This is a genomic window from Flavobacterium sp. FlaQc-30 (assembly GCF_044005885.1).
GTDB lineage: Bacteria > Bacteroidota > Bacteroidia > Flavobacteriales > Flavobacteriaceae > Flavobacterium.
Window position 1 is genome coordinate 50099 of record NZ_JBIPCO010000009.1, and the last position, 19122, is coordinate 69220.

Sequence of the window (19122 nt, forward strand, 5' to 3'; positions counted from 1 at the left end):
AATCCTTTTAATCCATATAATCTGTGGCGAACATAATTTACTGAAAATTTCTTTTTCGCATTAACAGCCAAATTACAACTGGTGCACCAATAATTGATGTAATTGCATTAATTGGTAATGTTACCTCTAATCCCGGCATCTGTGATGCCATATCACAGAACAGCATAATTATGCCGCCAAAAAAAAACGTACTCCAATATAAAACAGTATGATTACTAGTTTGAAACGTCAGCTTCGCGATATGCGGAACAGCCAAACCTATAAAGGCAATAGGTCCCGCAAAGGCAGTGACACTTCCTGCTAAAATACTTGTTGCCAAAATAATTACTAATCGTGCTCTCTTATAATTTAAACCCATACTTTTAGCATAATTCTCTCCTAAAAGCAATGCATTTAAAGGCTTGATGCTTCCTGCACTTAAAAGCAATCCAAAACCAATACAAACCGCCAGAATAATAATCGATGTCCAAGAAAGATTTCCGAGGCTTCCTAAAGACCAAAAGGTAAACTTCTGCAATTGTTCAGCTGAACTAAAATAAGTTAAAACCCCAACAATGGCACTTGTAAAACTGGCAAACATAAGTCCAACAATTAAAATTGCCATTGTATTTCGCAATCTTTGTGCAACCAGTAAAACTAAAAGCAAAACTGAAACACTTCCTAAAGTAGATGCCAATACAATTCCATACGGAGACAACAAAACTGAGCTTAAAAAAGACGGTAATATCGTTGCACCTAAAATTACAATTGCTACTGCCAAAATTGCTCCAGAACTCAGTCCTAATACATCCGGTCCTGCCAGCGGATTTCTAAACAAGGTCTGCATCAGCAAACCGCTTATAGACAACCCAACTCCAACCAAAATAGCTGTAATTGCTTTTGGCAGACGGTAATTAATAATAATATATTCCCAGGTTGATTTACTTGCCTGCCCTCCTGTTAAGCTACTGCAGACTTCTTTGAACGGAATTGTAACAGATCCTAAACTAATGTCTAGGAAAAACATAAACAAAAGTGCTAAACCAAGTATGGAAAACAGAGTTATATTTCGTGTTTTATTTATCAATTGACCTTAGTTTAATTTAGATGCAAAAGTAAACTCATAACTTGGCAATAAATCAGGATGAAAAATTTTGATATAATCTTTTAAGACTAAATCTGGACGGCTCGGAGCCAATTCATAATAAACCGTTCCACCTGTTGCTCCAAATTTACCTTCGAATGAATACACATTTTTATTTTTAAAAGCGTCAAACTGACTGTAATGCGGATTTGTTTTTGCTATTTCATCTAAGCTTTTAAAAGATCCTGAAGCGATCCAAAAATCAGCTGTTTTAGCTTTTACTAATATCTTTTCAAAAGACAAACCTTCGCTTCCGGTTCCTTTTAAATCTGACCATAAATAATTGGCATGAGCATCTTTCATAAATTGGGCAACCCAGCTGTTTCCTTTGGCCACATACCAAACATCTTCGTACATCGAACCATACAAAACTGTTGCAGATGCAGGTTTATCTGCTACCAATTTTTTAGCTTGATTATAGCTCTCTACAATTTTATCAAACAATTCTTTGGCTTTTTCTTCTTTACCAAACAAAGCTCCGTACAACTTAATCCATTCTGCTTTTCCAAGTGGAGATTGTTCCATCCAATCTGCTTGAATAAAAACATTTAAGCCGCTTTTCTTTAAATTATCCAACATCGGATTATTGTTGTCAACTCCAAACGTTACGATCAAATTTGGTGCTAATTCGATTAACTGCTCAATATTTAATTTTTCATTTTGACCTACATTTTTTACTGAACCTTTATCGATTAAGGCTCGTGTTTTTTCTGACGAAACATAATCTGTGTGTGGAAAACCAACCAGTTTATTTTCGACCTCAAGCATCTCTAAAAATGGTACATTAGTAGTTGAGGTAACCACAATAGACTCTAAAGGCACTTTTATAGTTGTATAAGTTGCCAAACTATCCGGAACCTTTGCATCTTTTTCTTTTAAAATGTATTTGAAATTTTTATTGGCATCAGGCCATGGTTCCATAACCGTAACAACTGAATATCCATCATATTTAATGATCGAAAGCCCTGAAGCAAACTCAATACTATTTTTTGCACTTTCAGATTTTGCAACCTCAACTGTTTCAGACTTCTTACATCCTGTAAGGATAAAAAAAGAGAAAATAAAAATTAACTTAGGGAATAAATATTTCATGTTTTACGTTTTGGATAGGAACAAAGGTAAACCATTTTCTATTTTTTTTGTTTATTTTTATTCCTACAAAATTCAACAAACTGTATCTTTACACTATGAATACCACAAAAACAAAAGTTTGCTCGAGCTGTGAAACTCAATTCAGCTGTGGAGATATTTCGGTTGAAAACAAGTGCTGGTGCAATGACTTTCCGCCTATTTTCAATCTTTCTGAAGGAGGAGATTGTCTATGCCCAGTTTGTTTTAAAGAAGCATGCGAAGATAAAATCGACGCTTATATTGAAACATTGACTCCTGAAAGAGCACTTAAAAATAAAGCTGCAACCCTGCCTAAAACAGAAAACCTAATTGAAGGTATCGATTATTATATCGAAGATGGAAATTATGTTTTCAAGCCTTGGTTTCATCTCAAAAGAGGGAGCTGTTGCGGAAACGACTGCAGACACTGCCCCTATTAATTGTTAATTATAAATTGTTAATTATGAAAGAAAATATTGTGAAAAACAAAACTTTTGACTTTGCAATCAGAGTAGTTAAACTATATCAATATTTAAGTAATGACAAAAAGGAATTTATACTTTCTAAACAACTTATAAGATCTGGAACAAGCATTGGCGCAATGATACGTGAAGCTGAACATGCTGAAAGTAAAAGTGATTTCATTCATAAATTCGCAATTGCACAGAAAGAAGCTAATGAAACAATTTATTGGTTAGAATTATTAAAATCGACTAATTTTCTAAATGAAAAAGAGTTTGAAAATATTTCTAATGATGCGATAGAAATTTTAAAATTAATAACGAGCATTATTAAAACCACCAAAAATCAACAACTAACTAATTAACAATTCATAATTAACAATTTATAATTAACTAATGATTTACTTGATAACCGGCGGCGAACGCTCAGGAAAAAGCGGATATGCCCAATCTCTGGCTTTACAACTTACAAACAATCCTATTTATGTGGCTACAGCCCGAAAATGGGATTCAGATTTTCAAAATCGGATAGACCGCCATCAAAAGGATCGTGACGAACGATGGACTAATATTGAAGAAGAAAAATACTTAAGTAAAATTGATTTTTCGGGTAAAGTTGCTCTAATTGACTGCGTAACACTTTGGCTGACCAATTTTTTTGTAGATCATAAAAATGATGTCAATTTAAGTTTAGAAGAAGCTAAAAAAGAATTTCTTTCGTTAGCCGAACAAAAAAACACATCACTTATTATTGTAACAAACGAGATCGGAATGGGCGTTCATGCTTCTACCGAAATTGGACGAAAATTTACGGAACTGCAAGGCTGGATGAATCAATTTTTGGCATCTAAAGCTGATGAAGTTGTTTTAATGGTTTCTGGAATTCCTGTCAAAATCAAAGGATAAAATTCTAATGCTTAAAAGGGAATTCCAAAATTAAAATTCCAAATTCCAACACTATACCCTACCTTTACTTATATATTCAAATTTCAGTTGTATTGGAATTTGGAGTTTAAAAACTGGAATTTAAAAATGAGCAATTTAGATGATATTTTAAAGTCACGTCGTGATACAAGGCATTTTACAACAGACGAAGTTCCTGATGAAGTAATTCAGAAAGCTTTACAAGCTGGACATTGGGCGCCTTCTGTTGGGCTGACCGATGCAACAAGATATTATATCATAAAATCTAAAGAAGTTAAAACCGCAGTAAAAGAACTTTTTTTAGATTATAATAAAAAAGCGGAAGAACTAACGGATAATCCAGAACAAAAAGAACTTTACAGATCCTTAAAACTAGAAACAATTGAAGAAGCTCCTCTAGGACTTATTATAGCTTATGATCGTTCCGTTCTTAATCAGTTTACGATTGGAACAATTGGAAGTAACGAAGCCGTAAAATTCAGCTCAGTTTGTGCAGCTCAAAACATTTGGCTTTCGCTTACTGAACAAGGTTATGGAATGGGCTGGGTTTCGATTATCAATTATTATCAATTTAAAAAAATTCTTGATTTACCAGATAATATAGAACCGCTTGGTTATTTCTGTATTGGAAAACCAGCAACAAATTATAACAATCAGCCAATGTTGCAGCAATTACATTGGAAACAAAAATCTGAAACTCCGATTTGTACTGAAATCGATAAAATACAAAAATCAAATTTTCTTGATTTAGATTTAAAACAACAAAATGGTACTGAGATCAAAACAGATTTCAGCGCACTTCTTCAAGATAAAATAGATTCAAAAACAAAACCTATTGGCGCTTTAGGGACTTTAGAAACTTTAGCTTTTCAAATGGCAACCGTTTTTGAAACCTTAAATCCAAAAATAACAAATCCTGCCATAGTAGTTTTTGCAGCTGATCACGGTATTGCGAATCATGGAGTTAGTGCTTATCCGCAAGATGTTACCCGCCAAATGGTGACTAATTTTCTAGAAGGCGGAGCCGCAATCAATGTTTTCTGCAGTCAAAATAATATTGATTTATCTATTGTAGATTCAGGTGTAAATTATGATTTCCCAACGAATGCAAAATTGATAAATGCTAAAATTGCAAAAGGAACACAATCTTTTCTTCATGTTCCAGCAATGAGTGAAACCGAATTGCAATTGTGTCTTGAAAAGGGAAAATCGATTGTTGATACGATCGCCAAAACGGGTTCAAACTGTATTGGTTTTGGTGAAATGGGAATTGGAAATACTTCGACAGCATCTGTATTAATGAGTCTTTTAACTAATTTACCAATTGAAGATTGTGTTGGAAAAGGAACTGGTGTTGAAGACGAAAAGTTAATTCAGAAACAAAATTTGCTCAAAAGTGCCATTCAAAATTATTCTGGTCAAGCCGATTTAAAACAGCAGCTGGCTTATTTTGGCGGTTTTGAAATTTTACAAATTGCCGGCGGAATGCTCGCAGCTTATGAAAACAAAATGCTTATTCTGGTTGATGGCTTTATTTGCAGCACGGCTTTTTTAATTGCTTCAAAAATAAATCCTGACATCAAACACAATGCTGTTTTCTGCCATTGCTCTGCCGAAAAAGCACATATAAAATTACTAGATTACCTAAATGCAAAACCTATTTTAAACCTAGATTTGCGCTTGGGTGAAGGAACCGGCTGCGCAGTCGCTTTTCCGATTTTAAAATCGGCGGAAGCATTTTTAAACGAAATGGCAAGTTTTGAAAGTGCTGGGGTTAGTCGCAAGTAAACTCCAAATAAAAATTTATTTTAAATGAAAAAAGAACTACACATTTTCTTCACCTGTTTGATGTTCTACACTAGAATTCCTTGTCCAAAAAATATCAATCATGATCCCGATTACTTAAATAAAGCAACACGATATTTTCCATTTATCGGTTGGATTGTAGGAACAATTTCATTTGCTTTTTTCTATATTTTTTCACTTTTCCTATCAACAGAAACGGCAGTTATTTTTGCTATCATAGCTTCTGTACTGACAACTGGAGCTTTTCACGAAGATGGATTTGCTGATGTCTGCGATGGATTTGGCGGAGGATGGACTAAAGAAAAAATCCTCATGATTATGAAAGACAGTGCAATTGGAGCCTATGGAGCAATTGGGTTAGTTTTACTTTTTTTAGCAAAATTTAAATTGCTGACAGAATCAATTTTGCTTTTTACAAACAGTAATTCTTATTTATTAGTTTTTCTGTTATTCATTTCTGCTCATTCTGTAAGTCGTTTGGCTGCTATTAGTATTATTTTCACGCATGAATATTCTCGAGACGATGCTTCTAGCAAAAGTAAACCTATTGCTAAACAACATAGCTGGAAAGAAATTTTCGGATCTTTTTTCTTTGGATTAATTCCTTTACTGGCACTATCCTATTTCAATTCTAAATTCCTTTTAGCTTTAATTCCTGTTTTTATTATGCGTTATTTTCTCGCTAGATATTTCCAAAAATGGATAGATGGCTATACCGGAGACTGTCTTGGCGCAACGCAGCAAGTTTGTGAAGTTGTTTATTACTTAAGCTTTCTTTTGATATGGAAATTTATTTAATTCGTCATACCGAAACGGTTTGCGAAAAAGGAATCTGTTACGGGCAATCTGATGTTGATATTGCTGAACCTTTTGAAACAATATTCGAAAACATTGTCTCGCAATTACCTTCAGAAGCTCAAATTTTTACAAGTCCGTTAAAACGCTGTGTCACTTTAGCAAAATACATTCAAGCAAAAACCAAAGCAATTTCATATCAAGAAGACGAGCGTTTAATGGAAATGAATTTTGGCGATTGGGAATTGAAAAATTGGAATGAAATTCCACCAGAACAATTAAATCCCTGGATGGAAGATTTTGTAAATATTAAAGTTCAAAATGGAGAATCATTTGTAGAACTACATGACAGAGTTGGAGATTTTATCGATGCACTTATTTCAAAAAAAATAAAATCTCCAATTGTTATTACAGCACATGCCGGCGTAATTAGAAGTATTTTATGCCACCAGACTTCACTGCCGTTAAAGGATGCTTTTCAAAATAAAGTAGACTTTGGCCAGATTATAAAAATCGAATTATAAAGTCCTTTTGTTTGCATTTTGACCTGAAAAGTAAAACAAATTTGAATTATCATTATTTTTAACTTTATATTTGCAGCAAATTAAGGTTGTGTTTTTATTATTAACACATTAAAAGGGAATCAAGTAAAAATTCTTGAGCTGTACCCGCAACTGTAAGCTTTGTTCTGAAAAGAATGCTTGTTGTAAACTACAAAACCACTGTTCGCCGCGGCGAATGGGAAGGTAAACAACAAGACGCAAGCCAGGAGACCTGCCTTTGTAACAAATATCGAGCTCTCGGGAAAAGGAGTGTAGAAATTATGACTTTAAAAATACGTTTTGCTTGTCTTTTCTTATTATTGTGCCAGAGTATCTTGGCGCAAAAAGATACTATTAATAACCTGAAAGAGGTTCTGGTTTCTGATGCCAATCTAAAAAAATACTCCAACTCCCAATCTGTTTTAAAACTTAATGATTCCATTATAAGTAAAAATGAAGCTTTACTTACTGATTTATTAAATTTTAATTCGACTCTTTATTTTAAAGAGTATGGCCGTGGAATGCTTTCTACGGTTTCTTTTCGAGGAACTACTTCTTCTCAGACTGCAGTAATCTGGAACGGAATTAATATTAATTCTCAAATGAATGGAAGTACTGATTTCAACACCATTTCTGGTTCCGATTATAATTCTGTCAGCGTAAAAGCAGGCGGAGGAAGTGTTATTTACGGCAGCGGCGCAATTGGAGGAACTGTACATTTAAATAATGACATGAGTTTTTATAAGCGTTTTGAAAATAATTTAAGACTAGACTACGGCAGTTTCAACACGATTGGAATCAATTATAAAACTAATATTTCTAACGAAAAATGGAGCGCTCAAATTGGTTTTTCTAAAAACAGCTCAACAAACGATTATAAGTATTTAAATCAATATACTTGGAGAGGCGAACAACGCTGGAACCAAAACGGACAATACGACGTTATTACGATGAATGCTAATGTGGGGTATAAAATTAATGCCAAAAACAGCTTAAAATTATATACTCAAACTTCAAATACAGATAGAAATACTTCTTTAATTACTGAAACAGAAACTAAAAGCAAGTATGTAAATGGTTTCAACAGAAACTTATTAGAATACGACGGTAATTTTGGAAAACTAACTGCAAATTTCAAAACGGCGTATATTTTTGAAAACTATCAGTATTATGCTGATAATTCAAAAAATCAATATACTTACGGAAAAACGGAGAGTTTTATTTCTAAAGCCGATATAGGTTACACTTTGTTTAAATCAACTCAAGTTAACGGAATCATAGACTATAACAGAACAAAAGGCTACGGAAGCGGTTTTGGAGATAACACTAGAGAAATTGGTTCGGCTGCTTTACTTATAAAGCAAGATTTTTCGACTGACTGGAAGAATGAATTTGGTATTCGAAAAGAATTTACAGACAATTACAAATCACCGGTTTTATTCAATCTTGGATCTTCTTATCAGTTTAACAAATTGTACAATTTAAAACTGAATTTATCTCGAAACTTCAGAATCCCAACTTTTAATGATTTATATTGGGAAGAAGGCGGGAATCCTGATTTAAAACCAGAGAGCTCTTATCAGGCAGAAATTGGAAACGTTTTTACCTTTAAAAACATTTCGTTGACACAGACTTTTTATTACATCAAAATTAAAGATTTACTGCAATGGGTTCCGGGTTCAAATGGCATTTGGACGCCTCAAAATAGAGATAAGGTTAATAGTTATGGTGCCGAAACTTTGTTGAGCTGGAAAAAACAATATGGCAAGAATATTTTTGGCGCAAATGCTTCTTATGCCTACACGGCTTCTAAAGACGAAGAAACCAAAAAACAGCTTTTCTTTGTTCCGTTTAATAAAGTCACAGGTTCCGTTTCATATTCTAGAAATAGAATCTCTGCTTATTATCAATTTTTATATAATGGATTTGTTTATACCAGAGCAGATAACAATCCCGACGAAATCATAAAAGATTTTACATTATCCAATATTGGAATCGATTATGATTTTAAATTTCTTGACTCCTTCAAACTTGGTATTCAGGTATTGAACATTTTCAACGAAAATTATGAAAGTCTTGAGAACAGACCTATGCCAGGTCGAAATTTCAACATGTATTTAACTTTAAAATTTTAATATTTATGAAACTTAGTAAATTACTTTTAATAGCACTTGGCGTTTCCTTATTTGTGTCTTGTTCTAATGACGATGATGACCAGCCAAAAGGAGAATATGACAACGGATTTTTCATTTTAAATGAAGGAAGTACAGGACAAGGGACAGTTTCTTTTTCTAGTGATGATTTTAGTCTTTTTACAAAAGATGCTTACACTGCAGCAAACGGTTCAGATTTACTTGGAAAATATGCTCAAAACATTTTCTTTAACGGAGACAGAGCTTACATCATTGCTGGTGGCTCAAATGTTATAAATGTAGTAAACAGATATACTTTTAAATTGATCGCTAAAATCGACAGCGGACTTGCTAATCCAAGATATGGTGTTGTAAAAGACGGAAAGGCTTACGTTACTAATGCAAACACTTACTCGTACATTAATCCAGCTACTGGTGATACTGACGATTATGTTGCTGTAATTGATTTAGCAACAAATAAGGTAGAATCAAAAATCGAATTGAATGCTACTGCAAACAGACTTATTCTTGAAAATGGTAAATTGTACATTACTGAACCAGACGCAAGCGACAAACTTTTGATTGTTAATATTGCAACTAAAACTGTAGAAGCTCCAATAACAATTGGAACAAGTGCTGATTCAATTGAAGAAGAAGATGGTGTTTTATATATTTTAAGAGCACCTTGGGGTGGAGCAAGCAGCGAAATTGTAAAAGTAAAATTAGCAGATAAATCTGTTACTAAACTTCCATTTCCTGCAAGCTTAGAAAAAGCTGGATATTTAGATATTTCTGATGACAAAATTTATTATACCGTAAAAAGCTCAGTTTATGTTATAAACACTTCTGCAACTGCAGTTTCTTCAACTCCAATTTTCAATGCTCCTTCAGTTGCTAACTTATACGGTTTTGCAGTTAAAGACGGTAAAGTTTACTTGGCAGACAGCGGTAACTACAAAGTAGACAGTAAAGCATACATCTATAACTTGACTGGAACTTTACTAAAAGAATTAACAGTTGGTATTGCACCAAATGGCTTCTATTTTAATGATTAATTCTTTTAGAATTTGTTATTAGTTTTTGGAAAAAAAATAGGCTTTCATCTCTGAAAGCCTATTTTTTTTTACTTCTATTTTAAAGTCCTCATAAATTCTTTTGGAACATTCTCCAAATACATTTCATTTCGCAATCCATTTATTTTTTTAGAATTACTGATTTCAGGCAAAACTACATCTTGTTCCGTTTGAACTTTTTTGGCAGTTGCTCCTGTTATTTTAGAAATCGCCAGATTCAAAAGCGGTTCGCTGCTTTCTCCCAAAACGCCATATGTTTTAAAAGACTCACGTTGTTCATATGTTGGAGGCAATCCTTGTGTATAATCTCCAAAATCAGCAGCGTTAGCAATTTTAAAAACCAATGGCTGCATAGCATATCTATGATTTGGATTCACCTTTGTCTTTGTTAAAGTTGGAGAATCATAAACCGTAAACGATCCCACATTTTTACCTGTAGTAATTTCGCCAACTTGAATAACTTCAATATATGGTTTTAGTCCATTTATAACCAATTCACTTGCAGATGCTGTATTTGCTGTAGTGATAATAAATACTCTCGCCAAGTTTAAACTATTTATTACTGCACCATCAATACTTTTTACAAATCTTTCATTCAACAGCTCTAAATCATCTGCTGTCATTCCAGCCATAAGCTTAAAATTATATTGTCTTTTCGAAAATATTTTCCCTTCAAACTGCCCGGTAATCATACTGGCTAAACGCGTAGACGATCTTACAGAACCTCCGCCGTTATATCTTAAATCCAAAACTAAATCAGTAATTCCTTTTCCTTTTAAATCCCCAAAAGCTTGATTTAACCTCGCATCATACCCTGCATAAAAACCATTATACATTAAATATCCTATTTTGTGCTCTCCAGATTCAATCACCTTATTAATAAGAATAGGGTTTTCCTCTAAAGTTGTTTTAGATAAGGAAACCGTTTTTCCATTCAATACAAATGCAGATCCATTAAAATCAGCAAGATCTAAAGTATAATTATCAGTATTCAATAAAGATTGATAATTTGAAATCGTAAGTTTTGTTCCGTTTATACTCGTAAACAAATCTCCTCTTTTAATATCTTTAGTCGATGCGTTAGAATTAGGAATAACATAACGAACATAACCAACTAAATCATTAGATCCTTGAGCAACTCTAGTAAGCTTAAAATCTAAACCATTATTTTTTGAAATACCATTAAGCTCCTGTTCTAAAACAGTATAATCATCAACAATCCAGCTAAAACGATCTATTGCATTACCATTTGGATATTTGCTAATTGGTTTATTCAGCAAATCCTGAAATAAATCTTCAGGTCTTGAATAACCCGCTAAGTAATTCTCTAAGTCTGCTTTTGAAGCAAAACGGTCATCAGCTAAATTTGGCACATCAGCCTGCCATAAATAAACTTCATTCAATCCTCTCCATACAAAATCATTAACTTGTAAATGAGATGGAGACATAACATCGTCCTGATCTTCACAAGACTGCAAAGAAAATGCTAACATACACAAGAGAAGTGCTGACCTTAGAATTGTTTTCATAAATTTTGGTTTCGGCATCATTATAGAATACTAACGTAAAAATACTATCTTTAGTTTTAAGTAGTATTCTTTTTTTATAAAAAAAATACAAACTCTTTGTAACAAAAATAATTGTGCCTCGTCTTGATTATATAAGCTAACGAATAACCTTTAATTTATGAACCAGAATGTGTTTATAGAATTAGTAAATCCTTTTAAAGACAAAGTTTTTCGTCTGGCAAAACGATTGCTTACCAGCACCGAAGAAGCAGAAGATGCTGCTCAGGAGGTATTGGTCAAATTATGGAATAAAAAAGACGATTTAAGTACTTATAATAATGTTGAAGCGCTGGCAATGACAATGACTAAAAATTATTGTCTTGATCAGTTAAAATCAAAAAGAGCTGGAAATCTAAAAATTGTTCATAATAATTTCACAGATCGTGAGCCGCAATTGGATAAAAAACTGGAAGATTCAGACAGTTTAGAATGGGTTGAAAAAATAGTAAATCAACTCCCTGAACAATTGCAAATACTGATTCAATTGCGAGATGTCGAGCAATATGAATTTGAAGAAATTGCAAAAATTGTCAACATGAATGAAACGGCGATTCGGGTAGCACTTTCAAGAGCAAGAAAAAAAATTAGAGAAGAAATGATTAACACACACAGTTATGGAATCAGATAAAATAGAACATATATTAGAAAAATACTTCGAGGGAGAGACAACTATTGCCGAAGAAAATCAGTTAAAAGAATACTTTTCATCATCAAATGTTGCGCAGCATTTGGAGCAATACAAACCACTTTTTGGTTATTTCTCTCAGGTAAAACAGCAAAAATCGACACAAGAGATTCCACTACAAACTAAGAAACGAAATGTAGCGTGGTTATCGATTGCTGCTTCGGCTGTTGTTTTACTCGGAATTGGAACTTATTTCTTTGTTAGTGAAAAAAATGCAGCTCCAGTAGTTGCAGCACAATCAGAATTAGGAACCTATGATAATCCGGAAGAAGCGCTGAAAGCGACTCAAAAAGCTTTGGCATTATTATCAAACAATGTTAATGTAGGTATCGAAAGTGTACAATACATTAACGAATACGAACAATCAAAAAACAAAATTTTTAAACAGTAATTAAATTCAATCAAAAATGAAAAATCTTATCATAACACTAGTATTCGCCTTTGTAACAAATGTATTTTATGCTCAAGGCGCCTTTGACAAATTTGATGGTCAAGACGATGTGACATCAGTAATTGTAAACAAAAAAATGTTCGATTTAATGAGCAAAGTAAAAGTTGACGCTACTGATAAAGAAACACAGCAGTACATTAATTTGATTAAAAAATTAGATTATTTGAAAGTGTTTACAACAAAAAATCCTAAAATCGAAGCCGACATGAAGGCTTCTGCTGATAAATATATTAAAACAGCAGGTCTGGAAGAACTTATGAGAGTAAACGACAGCGGAAAAAATGTACGCATAATGGTAAAATCTGGTGCAAGCGATACACAAATTAGAGAATTACTTATGTTTGTTGACGGCGCAAAAAATGACGAAACTGTTTTACTTTCTCTAACTGGAAATTTTGACTTAAACGAAATTTCAGTACTTACAGACAAAATGCAGCTTCCAGGCGGTTCAGACTTAAAAAAAGCCTCTAAAGGCAAAAAATAATCATGAAAATCAACGTTTTTACCTCAGCCCTTTTAGTATTATTAACTTTAGTAAGTTGTAATTCTGAACCTTCATTGCAAAAGTATTTTGTACAAAATACAGACAATAAAGATTTTATTGCTCTAGATGTTTCTCCTACTATTTTAAATTTAGAAAAAGCAAAATTATCCGCCGAGCAAAATGAAGCTTTAAAGTCATTTGACAAGATGAATATTCTAGCTTTTAAAGCAAACGACAAAAATCAAGCTCAATTTGAAACAGAAAGAGCAAAAGTCAAAGCTATTTTAAAAGACCCAAAATATCAACAGCTAATGACATTTGGCTCAGGTAAAGACGGCGCTTCTATAAGTTATGTTGGCACAGATGAAAACATTGAAGAGTTTGTTGTTTTCGCTAATCGAAAAGAAACTGGTTTTGCAGTAGTTCGTGTTTTAGGAAAAAACATGAATCCAAATAACATCATGACTTTAATGACTGTTTTAAAACAATCAAATATAGACATGGAACAGTTAAAACCTTTACAGCAGCTGGTTAAATAATAAATACATCTTACTTAAATTGAAAAAGCTCCATTAGGAGCTTTTTTTATTTTTAACAATTAAGAAGATAAAACTGAATAATCTTTATATGCATTTTTGCATATATTATACGAATTTAATTACATTTGTCGCTAACCAATACATTTAATAAATTAAAAACAAACATGGTACAAAAAACATCGAATGCCTTTATAGCGGCATCTTGGGTAGCTCTTGGAGCTGGAATGATTGGATATATTGTTGGACTAGCAAGAGCTGAAATGCTGCTAAACGAAAAAGGCTATTATTTTACAGTTCTAATGTTTGGACTTTTTGCTGTGGTTTCATTACAAAAAAGCGTTAGAGACAGACTTGAAAAACTTCCAGTGACTGACATTTACTATGGAATCTGCTGGTTTGGAACTCTTTTATCAATTGTGCTTTTAGCTGTTGGCTTATGGAATGCAACAATTTTACCAAGCGAAAAAGGTTTCTATGCATTTGCCTTCTTATTAGCATTGTTTGGAGCAATCTCTGTTCAAAAAAACACTCGTGACAATATGAGTTTTAGCGAAAATGAATAAACTTAGGCCTAACTAAAATCAAAAAGCTCCAATTTTCATTGGAGCTTTTTTTATATTAAAATTTGAGATTATTTACTCAAATACATTTTTCTTCTAGAGTACAATTCGTAGAATTGATCGTCTTTTAAGTCATCAATAAACAAGATGCTTTCTCCTGTCGATTTCATTTCTGGTCCTAATGCTTTGTTTACATTATGGAATTTACTGAAAGAGAAAACCGGCTGTTTGATCGCAAACCCGTTTAATTGTGGGTTAAAATCAAAATCAGTTACTTTACTATGTCCTAACATTACTTTTGTAGCATAGTTCACATAAGGCTCACCGTACGCTTTTGCAATAAATGGCACCGTTCTAGAAGCTCTTGGATTTGCTTCGATAATGTAAACCGTATCGTCTTTTATAGCAAACTGAATATTGATTAAACCAACAGTTTTCAACGCTCTTGCAATTTTTTCTGTATGATCTTTTATTTGCTGCATTACAAATTCTCCTAAGTTAAAAGGAGGCAAAGTAGCATTACTATCTCCAGAGTGAACTCCGCAAGGTTCGATATGCTCCATAATTCCTATGATGTAAACATTTCCGTCAGCATCACAAATTGCATCCGCTTCAGCTTCGATTGCTCCGGCTAAATAGTGATCTAAAAGCAATTTATTTCCAGGAATAGTTTTCAACAAGTTGATTACGTGCTCTTCTAATTCTTTTTTATTGATTACAATTTTCATTCCCTGACCTCCTAATACATAAGAAGGACGAATCAATAATGGGAAGTCTAAAGTATCTGCAAGAGCAGAAGCCTCATCCGCCGTTTCAGCGATTCCGAATTGTGGGAAAGGAATGTGTAATTCTCTCAATAAATCTGAGAAACGTCCTCTATCTTCAGCTAAATCAAGTGCATCAAAACTAGTTCCGATGATTTTTACTCCGTATTTAGATAATTTTTCAGCCAATTTCAAAGCCGTCTGTCCACCTAACTGAACAATAACACCTTCTGGTTTTTCATGCTGAATGATATCATAAATATGTTCCCAGAAAACGGGCTCGAAGTATAATTTGTCAGCTGTATCAAAGTCAGTCGAAACCGTTTCAGGATTACAGTTGATCATGATTGTTTCGTAACCGCATTCTTTAGCTGCTAAAACTCCGTGTACACAAGAATAATCAAACTCGATTCCCTGTCCAATTCTGTTTGGTCCAGAACCTAAAACGATGATCTTCTTTCTATCTGTTACAATGCTTTCGTTATCTACGTAGCGCTCACCATTTGCTTTTTCGATTTCAGCCTCAAAAGTAGAATAGTAATAAGGTGTTTTTGCTTTAAACTCAGCCGCACAAGTATCAACCAATTTAAAGACACGGTTAATATTTTGATCCATACGTAAAGTATGAATCTCACTTTCTAAGCAATTTACCATGTGAGCAATTTGTCTGTCGGCAAAACCTTTTTGTTTCGCTTCAAGCAAAAGCTCTTTTGGAAGATTCGAAACTTTATAGTTCGAAATTTCTTTCTCTAAAGTATAAAGTTCTTCGTATTGTTTTAAGAACCACATATCGATTTTTGTGATTTCGTGAATACGGCTCAACGGAATTCCCATTGCAATCGCATCATAAATTACAAAAACACGATCCCAACTTGCAAAAGTTAGTTTCTCGATAATTTGTTCGTAGTTTTTATATCCTTTTCCGTCAGCACCTAAACCGTTTCTTTTAATTTCAAGAGATTGAGTTGCTTTGTGTAATGCTTCCTGGAAAGATCTTCCAATTCCCATTACTTCACCAACAGATTTCATTTGAAGTCCTAAAGTTCTGTCAGCACCTTCAAATTTATCAAAGTTCCAACGTGGTATTTTTACGATTACATAATCTAAAGTTGGTTCAAAAAGAGCCGAAGTTGATTTTGTAATTTGGTTTTGCAATTCGTCAAGATTGTATCCTAAAGCCAGTTTAGAAGCAATTTTAGCAATTGGGTAACCTGTTGCTTTTGATGCTAAAGCAGAAGAACGAGATACACGAGGATTAATTTCGATCGCAACAATATCTTCTTTTTCGTCTGGTGAAACTGCAAATTGTACGTTACAACCTCCTGCAAAATTTCCGATACTTCTCATCATTAAGATGGCGTAGTCACGTAATTTTTGGAAAGTTGTATCTGATAATGTCATCGCTGGCGCAACTGTAATCGAATCTCCTGTGTGGATTCCCATTGGATCCATATTTTCGATCGAACAGATAATTACAACGTTGTCATTTTTATCTCTCAAAAGTTCTAACTCATATTCTTTCCATCCCATCAAAGCTTTATCAATTAAAACTTCGTGAATTGGAGAAGCTTCAAGACCTCTTGTTAAAAGCTCATCAAAATCTTCTTTTTTGTAAACAACTGCTGCTCCAGTTCCTCCAAGTGTAAATGAAGGTCGGATTACAAGCGGGAAACCAAATTCCTGAGCAATTTCTTTTCCTTCTAAATATGAAGTAGCTGTTTTTGCAGGTGCAGTTGGCACATTAATTCTTTCTAAAAGCTGTTTAAACTGCTCTCTATCTTCGGTAATGTTAATTGCATTTACATCAACCCCGATTAATTTTACGCCGAAATCCTGCCAAATTCCTTTTTCTTCAGCTTCCAAACACAAGTTCAAAGCCGTTTGTCCTCCCATAGTTGGCAAAACAGCGTCAATTTGTGGATGTTCCTTTAGAATTTCAATAATCGATTTTGTAGTTAGTGGTTTCAAATAAACATGATCGGCCATGGTTGGGTCGGTCATAATCGTCGCTGGATTTGAGTTTATCAAGATAACTTCAATTCCTTCTTCACGAATCGAGCGTGCAGATTGAGATCCCGCATAATCGAATTCGCAAGCTTGACCAATAACAATAGGTCCTGAACCTATTATTAAAACTGATTTTATTGATGTGTCTTTAGGCATTTTGTATGTATTGTGTAGTTATTATAATGTATTCAAAAAACATTCACAGTGCTTTAGAAACTAGAATGTTACAAATTTATTACCGACAAGGTATAAAAAAAGGCGATACTAAAAAAGTAATCGCCTTATGTATGTTTATACAAACATTATTTTTTGTGTCTAGGCTCGCTAGAAACAGTTAATTTATGTCTTCCTTTTGCTCTTCTACGCGCTAGAACTTTTCTTCCATTCGCAGAAGCCATTCTGTCCATAAATCCGTGCTTATTTCTTCTTTTTCTTTTCGATGGTTGAAATGTTCTTTTGCTCATTGCTTTGTATCTTTAAATGGTATCTAATATCTCTTTTTCTGTTTTGGAGATCCTTATTCCAAAACCGAGTGCAAATATACAAAGACTTTTTTTTCTGGCAAGTACTTTAATAAAAATATTTTTAATTCATTTTACTATATTTGCAATCACAAATATACATCAATTATGTTTAATAAAATTATCAAACTTATTTTAGCTGGATTACTTGTAGTAGCTGGCATCTGGCAATTTACAGAAAGCAATATAGGTAACGGAATATTCCTTTTATTACTAACTGCAATTCCAATTTTTCTTTACTTTAAAAATGAATTTATCCTTTTAGCCTTCCTTAAATTAAGAAAACAAGACTTTGAAGGAGCAAAAAAATGGTTATCTTATATTAAAAACCCTGAAACTGCATTAGTAAGAAAGCAACAAGGTTATTTTAATTATCTTCACGGAATCATGTTATCTCAAACAAATCTTATTCAAGCTGAGAAACATTTCAAAAAAGCAATTGAACTTGGACTATCTATGGATATGGATCTAGCCGTTGCAAAATTAAACCTTGCAGGAGTTGCAATGTCACGCAGAAGAAAACTTGAAGCAACAAATTTATTAGCTGAAGCTAAAAAATTAGACAAACAAGGAATGCTGAAAGAGCAAATCTCAATGATGAAAGAACAAATGAAGAAAATCTAATTTTCTAAATTACATCCCGATAGCTATCGGGATTGAAGTCCCAAATTCCAATTAATTGTGAATTTGGGATTTTTTTTATTTTAAATTTTCTTTCTAACACGAGACCAACGCTTAGTTTGTCATTTCGACGAAGGAGAAATCTTCACGAGTAACTCTATAATCAAAATCGATAATCTTTGTCGAGCTACTTGCGGAGATTTCTCCTTCGTCGAAATGACAAGATTGCGCTAGAAACTTCAAAGAATTGGAATTTGGATTTTTAAAATTGGAATTTAATTCTCTAATATAATAGAAGGCAGATTCTCATTCAGCCATTTGTACTTATTAAGAATCATAATATGGGTTCCGCCTTTTACAACAATACAGCTGTTAATATACTTTATAGGAAAAACATCATCGTGATCACCGTGAATATGAATCACTTTTTCATCGATTTGATTTCTATCCCATAAAATAACCGATTCTACTGCCCATTGTAAATAATTAAGATCACGAACCGCTAAAAACTTTTCATACAACTTAATGCGCTTATTGACTTTTTCGCCAAAAGAGTATTTTGCAAGATTCTCAATGTTTAAAATTAACTTCATTGGAATCAGTTTATAAGCTTTTGTTGTTTTGCCAATTTTCATTCTTCTCGGAAACTCAACATTACTTCTAACACTAGAAATAATAATTACTTTTCTGGTTTGAATGTGTTTTGCTATCTCCTGAACCAAAATTCCTCCAAAAGATACTCCTATTAAAACAGGATTTTCATGTTTTATATTCTTGCTGATTCGCAGTGCATAATCAGACAATGATTCTTTTGGGTTTGGAATTTCCCACTCCAACAGACACATTTCAAAAATAGTTTCATCTAGTTTGATTCTTTCAAAAATGGCAGGACTTGCTGCTAAACCGGGCATAAAATATACAGGAATTTTGCTCATTTGTTTGAAAATGGATTACAA

20 protein-coding genes and 1 riboswitch are annotated in these 19122 nt (G+C 33.3%); of the genes, 14 read left to right on the top strand and 6 right to left on the bottom strand.

Annotation, left to right across the window (positions count from 1 at the left end):
- Window positions 1–37: 37 nt before the first annotated feature.
- Both ACHRV0_RS18585 and ACHRV0_RS18590 read right to left on the bottom strand, forming a co-directional pair.
- The gene (locus ACHRV0_RS18585) at window positions 38–1006 is read right to left on the bottom strand and encodes an iron chelate uptake ABC transporter family permease subunit (RefSeq protein ID WP_395442003.1); all 969 of its coding nucleotides are present in this window, start codon (window positions 1004–1006) and stop codon (window positions 38–40) included.
- A gap of 66 nt (window positions 1007–1072) precedes the next feature.
- Window positions 1073–2215 carry an ABC transporter substrate-binding protein gene (locus ACHRV0_RS18590; protein ID WP_395442005.1) on the bottom strand — a complete coding sequence of 381 codons (1143 nt, stop codon included), beginning with the start codon at window positions 2213–2215 and terminating at the stop codon, window positions 1073–1075.
- Between the two features lie 95 nt (window positions 2216–2310).
- On the opposite strand from ACHRV0_RS18590, the gene ACHRV0_RS18595 reads away from it, so the two are divergent.
- From ACHRV0_RS18595 to ACHRV0_RS18630, 8 genes are all read left to right on the top strand, one after another.
- Window positions 2311–2673, top strand: coding sequence for a DUF5522 domain-containing protein (locus ACHRV0_RS18595; protein ID WP_129023540.1), 363 nt, complete (start codon window positions 2311–2313; stop codon window positions 2671–2673).
- A 23-nt stretch (window positions 2674–2696) separates the two neighbouring features.
- Window positions 2697–3059 (top strand): four helix bundle protein, encoded by a 363-nt coding sequence (locus tag ACHRV0_RS18600; RefSeq protein WP_395442007.1) that lies wholly within the window; start codon window positions 2697–2699, stop codon window positions 3057–3059.
- 31 nt (window positions 3060–3090) lie between these two features.
- Window positions 3091–3600, top strand: a complete 510-nt coding sequence (cobU, locus tag ACHRV0_RS18605) for a bifunctional adenosylcobinamide kinase/adenosylcobinamide-phosphate guanylyltransferase (RefSeq protein WP_395442009.1) — start codon at window positions 3091–3093, stop codon at window positions 3598–3600.
- A gap of 126 nt (window positions 3601–3726) precedes the next feature.
- Entirely contained in the window at window positions 3727–5406 is a 1680-nt protein-coding gene (gene cobT, locus ACHRV0_RS18610; RefSeq protein ID WP_395442011.1) for a nicotinate-nucleotide--dimethylbenzimidazole phosphoribosyltransferase, read from the top strand.
- 24 nt (window positions 5407–5430) lie between these two features.
- On the top strand, window positions 5431–6222 hold the full coding sequence (locus ACHRV0_RS18615) for an adenosylcobinamide-GDP ribazoletransferase (RefSeq protein WP_395442013.1): 792 nt from the start codon (window positions 5431–5433) through the stop codon (window positions 6220–6222).
- Window positions 6207–6743: an alpha-ribazole phosphatase gene (gene cobC, locus ACHRV0_RS18620; RefSeq protein ID WP_395442015.1), complete on the top strand. Its 537-nt coding sequence runs from the start codon at window positions 6207–6209 to the stop codon at window positions 6741–6743. The genes ACHRV0_RS18615 and cobC overlap by 16 nt, the downstream gene beginning before the upstream one ends.
- 66 nt (window positions 6744–6809) lie before the next feature.
- A riboswitch (cobalamin riboswitch) is annotated at window positions 6810–7016 on the top strand.
- Window positions 7017–7042: 26 nt separating this feature from the next.
- The gene (locus ACHRV0_RS18625) at window positions 7043–8896 is read left to right on the top strand and encodes a TonB-dependent receptor plug domain-containing protein (protein ID WP_395442017.1); all 1854 of its coding nucleotides are present in this window, start codon (window positions 7043–7045) and stop codon (window positions 8894–8896) included.
- Window positions 8897–8901: 5 nt separating this feature from the next.
- Window positions 8902–9948, top strand: a complete 1047-nt coding sequence (locus tag ACHRV0_RS18630) for a YncE family protein (protein WP_129023546.1) — start codon at window positions 8902–8904, stop codon at window positions 9946–9948.
- Window positions 9949–10022: 74 nt separating this feature from the next.
- Here ACHRV0_RS18630 and ACHRV0_RS18635 read toward each other — a convergent pair whose 3' ends face one another.
- On the bottom strand, window positions 10023–11495 hold the full coding sequence (locus ACHRV0_RS18635; protein ID WP_129023547.1) for a S41 family peptidase: 1473 nt from the start codon (window positions 11493–11495) through the stop codon (window positions 10023–10025).
- 157 nt (window positions 11496–11652) lie between these two features.
- Between ACHRV0_RS18635 and ACHRV0_RS18640 the strand changes: the two genes are divergently transcribed.
- The 5 genes from ACHRV0_RS18640 (at window position 11653) to yiaA (ending at window position 14256) form a co-directional block, all read left to right on the top strand.
- Window positions 11653–12162, top strand: coding sequence for an RNA polymerase sigma factor (locus tag ACHRV0_RS18640; RefSeq protein ID WP_395442020.1), 510 nt, complete (start codon window positions 11653–11655; stop codon window positions 12160–12162).
- Window positions 12149–12610, top strand: coding sequence for a hypothetical protein (locus tag ACHRV0_RS18645; RefSeq protein WP_129023549.1), 462 nt, complete (start codon window positions 12149–12151; stop codon window positions 12608–12610). The genes ACHRV0_RS18640 and ACHRV0_RS18645 overlap by 14 nt, the downstream gene beginning before the upstream one ends.
- A gap of 16 nt (window positions 12611–12626) precedes the next feature.
- Window positions 12627–13154 carry a DUF4252 domain-containing protein gene (locus tag ACHRV0_RS18650; protein ID WP_089054171.1) on the top strand — a complete coding sequence of 176 codons (528 nt, stop codon included), beginning with the start codon at window positions 12627–12629 and terminating at the stop codon, window positions 13152–13154.
- A gap of 2 nt (window positions 13155–13156) precedes the next feature.
- On the top strand, window positions 13157–13693 hold the full coding sequence (locus tag ACHRV0_RS18655; RefSeq protein WP_395442022.1) for a DUF4252 domain-containing protein: 537 nt from the start codon (window positions 13157–13159) through the stop codon (window positions 13691–13693).
- A 164-nt stretch (window positions 13694–13857) separates the two neighbouring features.
- Window positions 13858–14256 carry an inner membrane protein YiaA gene (gene yiaA / locus ACHRV0_RS18660; protein ID WP_089054169.1) on the top strand — a complete coding sequence of 133 codons (399 nt, stop codon included), beginning with the start codon at window positions 13858–13860 and terminating at the stop codon, window positions 14254–14256.
- Between the two features lie 68 nt (window positions 14257–14324).
- Here yiaA and carB read toward each other — a convergent pair whose 3' ends face one another.
- Window positions 14325–17180, bottom strand: coding sequence for a carbamoyl-phosphate synthase large subunit (gene carB / locus ACHRV0_RS18665; RefSeq protein WP_129023552.1), 2856 nt, complete (start codon window positions 17178–17180; stop codon window positions 14325–14327).
- 146 nt (window positions 17181–17326) lie between these two features.
- On the bottom strand, window positions 17327–17488 hold the full coding sequence (gene rpmH / locus ACHRV0_RS18670; RefSeq protein WP_008464848.1) for a 50S ribosomal protein L34: 162 nt from the start codon (window positions 17486–17488) through the stop codon (window positions 17327–17329).
- A 165-nt stretch (window positions 17489–17653) separates the two neighbouring features.
- On the opposite strand from rpmH, the gene ACHRV0_RS18675 reads away from it, so the two are divergent.
- Window positions 17654–18169 carry a hypothetical protein gene (locus tag ACHRV0_RS18675; RefSeq protein ID WP_089054166.1) on the top strand — a complete coding sequence of 172 codons (516 nt, stop codon included), beginning with the start codon at window positions 17654–17656 and terminating at the stop codon, window positions 18167–18169.
- Window positions 18170–18441: 272 nt separating this feature from the next.
- On the opposite strand, the gene ACHRV0_RS18680 is transcribed toward ACHRV0_RS18675, so the two are convergent.
- Window positions 18442–19101, bottom strand: coding sequence for an alpha/beta hydrolase (locus ACHRV0_RS18680; RefSeq protein WP_395442024.1), 660 nt, complete (start codon window positions 19099–19101; stop codon window positions 18442–18444).
- Window positions 19102–19122 lie beyond the last annotated feature (21 nt).

Excerpts from the sequence above, each read along its gene's own strand:
- ACHRV0_RS18585 (WP_395442003.1), bottom strand. The coding sequence starts at position 1,006 with ATGTTTTTCCTAGACATTAGTTTAGGATCTGTTACAATTCCGTTCAAA.
- ACHRV0_RS18590 (WP_395442005.1), bottom strand. The coding sequence starts at position 2,215 with ATGAAATATTTATTCCCTAAGTTAATTTTTATTTTCTCTTTTTTTATC.
- ACHRV0_RS18595 (WP_129023540.1), top strand. The coding sequence starts at position 2,311 with ATGAATACCACAAAAACAAAAGTTTGCTCGAGCTGTGAAACTCAATTC.
- ACHRV0_RS18600 (WP_395442007.1), top strand. The coding sequence starts at position 2,697 with ATGAAAGAAAATATTGTGAAAAACAAAACTTTTGACTTTGCAATCAGA.
- cobU (WP_395442009.1), top strand. The coding sequence starts at position 3,091 with ATGATTTACTTGATAACCGGCGGCGAACGCTCAGGAAAAAGCGGATAT.
- cobT (WP_395442011.1), top strand. The coding sequence starts at position 3,727 with ATGAGCAATTTAGATGATATTTTAAAGTCACGTCGTGATACAAGGCAT.
- ACHRV0_RS18615 (WP_395442013.1), top strand. The coding sequence starts at position 5,431 with ATGAAAAAAGAACTACACATTTTCTTCACCTGTTTGATGTTCTACACT.
- cobC (WP_395442015.1), top strand. The coding sequence starts at position 6,207 with ATGGAAATTTATTTAATTCGTCATACCGAAACGGTTTGCGAAAAAGGA.
- ACHRV0_RS18625 (WP_395442017.1), top strand. The coding sequence starts at position 7,043 with ATGACTTTAAAAATACGTTTTGCTTGTCTTTTCTTATTATTGTGCCAG.
- ACHRV0_RS18630 (WP_129023546.1), top strand. The coding sequence starts at position 8,902 with ATGAAACTTAGTAAATTACTTTTAATAGCACTTGGCGTTTCCTTATTT.
- ACHRV0_RS18635 (WP_129023547.1), bottom strand. The coding sequence starts at position 11,495 with ATGAAAACAATTCTAAGGTCAGCACTTCTCTTGTGTATGTTAGCATTT.
- ACHRV0_RS18640 (WP_395442020.1), top strand. The coding sequence starts at position 11,653 with ATGAACCAGAATGTGTTTATAGAATTAGTAAATCCTTTTAAAGACAAA.
- ACHRV0_RS18645 (WP_129023549.1), top strand. The coding sequence starts at position 12,149 with ATGGAATCAGATAAAATAGAACATATATTAGAAAAATACTTCGAGGGA.
- ACHRV0_RS18650 (WP_089054171.1), top strand. The coding sequence starts at position 12,627 with ATGAAAAATCTTATCATAACACTAGTATTCGCCTTTGTAACAAATGTA.
- ACHRV0_RS18655 (WP_395442022.1), top strand. The coding sequence starts at position 13,157 with ATGAAAATCAACGTTTTTACCTCAGCCCTTTTAGTATTATTAACTTTA.
- yiaA (WP_089054169.1), top strand. The coding sequence starts at position 13,858 with ATGGTACAAAAAACATCGAATGCCTTTATAGCGGCATCTTGGGTAGCT.
- carB (WP_129023552.1), bottom strand. The coding sequence starts at position 17,180 with ATGCCTAAAGACACATCAATAAAATCAGTTTTAATAATAGGTTCAGGA.
- rpmH (WP_008464848.1), bottom strand. The coding sequence starts at position 17,488 with ATGAGCAAAAGAACATTTCAACCATCGAAAAGAAAAAGAAGAAATAAG.
- ACHRV0_RS18675 (WP_089054166.1), top strand. The coding sequence starts at position 17,654 with ATGTTTAATAAAATTATCAAACTTATTTTAGCTGGATTACTTGTAGTA.
- ACHRV0_RS18680 (WP_395442024.1), bottom strand. The coding sequence starts at position 19,101 with ATGAGCAAAATTCCTGTATATTTTATGCCCGGTTTAGCAGCAAGTCCT.